This is a genomic window from Rahnella sp. ChDrAdgB13, from assembly GCF_017655185.1.
GTDB lineage: Bacteria > Pseudomonadota > Gammaproteobacteria > Enterobacterales > Enterobacteriaceae > Rahnella > Rahnella contaminans.
This window is the reverse complement of sequence record NZ_JAEMGT010000256.1, coordinates 1-1,803: the sequence shown is the minus strand read 5'-3', so window position 1 is coordinate 1,803 and position 1,803 is coordinate 1. Positions and strand designations below refer to the sequence as shown.

General features: G+C 49.0%; 4 protein-coding genes. All 4 read left to right on the top strand.

Annotation, left to right across the window (positions count from 1 at the left end):
* On the top strand, positions 1 to 247 hold a 247-nt coding region (locus tag J8X26_RS27535; protein ID WP_244370901.1), incomplete at its 5' end, for a type IV secretion system protein.
* Positions 204 to 482, top strand: a complete 279-nt coding sequence (locus tag J8X26_RS27530) for an EexN family lipoprotein (RefSeq protein WP_307803534.1) — start codon at positions 204 to 206, stop codon at positions 480 to 482. The genes J8X26_RS27535 and J8X26_RS27530, both read left to right, overlap by 44 nt.
* An 11-nt stretch (positions 483 to 493) precedes the next feature.
* A complete protein-coding gene (locus tag J8X26_RS27525) occupies positions 494 to 1,525 on the top strand; it encodes a type IV secretion system protein (RefSeq protein WP_208952677.1) in 1,032 nt (343 codons plus the stop codon).
* A gap of 89 nt (positions 1,526 to 1,614) precedes the next feature.
* Positions 1,615 to 1,755 carry a hypothetical protein gene (locus tag J8X26_RS27520; RefSeq protein ID WP_208952676.1) on the top strand — a complete coding sequence of 47 codons (141 nt, stop codon included), beginning with the start codon at positions 1,615 to 1,617 and terminating at the stop codon, positions 1,753 to 1,755.
* Positions 1,756 to 1,803 lie beyond the last annotated feature (48 nt).

Sequence of the window (1,803 nt, the reverse complement as noted above, 5' to 3'; positions counted from 1 at the left end):
GATCACGGGCACGCTCGGTGATATATCAGATTTATCAGACCGTATTGCTAATGCGCAGGATTCGAAAGAGTCGCAGGACCTGGCTAACGCCATCGCGGCCAAAAGCGTACAATTGAATGCGCTGACCAGCCAGTGGGAAATGTCAGTCAAACAGGCAGAGCAACGTTCCACTATGCTGACTCAGCAGCGGCAAAAAGCTTTCAATGAGCAGCAACTCGCCGCGCCTGTTCCTGACTTTAATGATTGAGAGGGCAAACATGAAAACGTCAATATTGTTGATTCCAATTATTTCAGGATTCTTATTACTGACAGGATGTGATAACCCGAAATCAACGCAATGGTATAAAGAGCACCAGGATGAAATGAATATCCGTTATAAGACGTGCGAATCATCCGGTGATGATTCCCAAGATTGTAAAAACGTACGTGAGGCACGATTTGACCTCCGTCAGGGGAAAGCAAAGGTTCCCGACTTAAATTAACGAGGTGACCTATGTCAGCTGGTATGTTTGTTGGAATGAACAACACTATCACTGGCGGTTTAAATGCCGTACTACAGGGACAAACTTCCGTGTACGGCAATATGATCAATGTTATCGCCGTCAGTTCATTTACATTATTTATCACTTATCGTGGGTATCAGACCCTGGCCGGAAAACTTCAAACCCCGATAGAAGATATCGTATGGGATGTCGGACGAATGTTGTTGGTCATGACGTTCGTTTTAAATCTTGGCAGTTGGCTGGATTTAGCCATCTCGGCCATTAATGGATTAAAAGATGGTGTCAGCGGCGACGATAATGTCTGGGCATTGCTCGATACCGTATGGGAAAAAGCACAGACAATCGGACAAAAACTTTATCAAAATGATGATTCCAACTATGTAAAACTTAACGGAGGGATTGCTGAAATTCTGGTCTGGGGAGGCGCTATCGTTACCCTGCTATTCGGCTCGACCGTTAACCTTTTAGCCGAAATCACAATAGTATTAATGACCACTACCGCGCCGATTTTTATTTTCTGCCTGCTATATAGATTCCTAACCTCCATGTTCAATAACTGGTTGAAAACTATATTTACCGTTATTCTGACGATTATGTTTTCAGCATTGTCACTCAGGATCGTGATTAATTATCTGAACGGAATATTGGATAAGGCGGTCAGTTTCGCGGATAACGCCAATATCATCACGCTCGGCGTTCAGTGCTGTGTCGCCGGTGTTATTTCAGGCGTCATCATCTACTTCTCGGCAAAAGTTGCCAGTGCATTAGGCGGTGCCGCCGTGCAGGCCGTGTTACAGGGTGCGGCCATGAGAGGACTGAGCGGGCTGGCGAGCAAATCTGCCGACGTTGCCGGACCCGGCATAAAGACCGGGGGCCGACTGACCGCCAAAGGTGGCATGGCCGCAGCAGCGACAACCGGCAGGTTCATTGCCGCAGGTGCGGGCAAAACCGTGAGCGCCTGGCAGAAACGTGGCACCGCCATTGAAAGCATGAAACGCCAGAATCAGCAGCGCCATCGTTAATCCTCCCGACCGCTAATCTCATTCTCCCGTCACGCCGTGGCCTCTGCCAGCGGTGCGGCTTTCCTGCATTTATCCGATAAGAGGCTTCCATGAAATTCAGCACCTTGCTTCTGGTGCTGTGTGCGCTTACGGGCTGCGCGCAGCATCAGGGCGACCTTCCGCCGGTGTCCGGCGATCCCCAGCCGGTTAATTCCCCCGCCATCATTCAGGAGCTGACTCACCATGTCTGATATTCAGCACATCATTAATGTCTCGCGCTCTTTTGAATCCATCCTGCT

Bases quoted from the DNA above. Each gene is read 5' to 3' on its own strand.
- J8X26_RS27530 (WP_307803534.1), top strand. From the start codon at position 204: ATGAGCAGCAACTCGCCGCGCCTGTTCCTGACTTTAATGATTGAGAGG.
- J8X26_RS27525 (WP_208952677.1), top strand. From the start codon at position 494: ATGTCAGCTGGTATGTTTGTTGGAATGAACAACACTATCACTGGCGGT.
- J8X26_RS27520 (WP_208952676.1), top strand. From the start codon at position 1,615: ATGAAATTCAGCACCTTGCTTCTGGTGCTGTGTGCGCTTACGGGCTGC.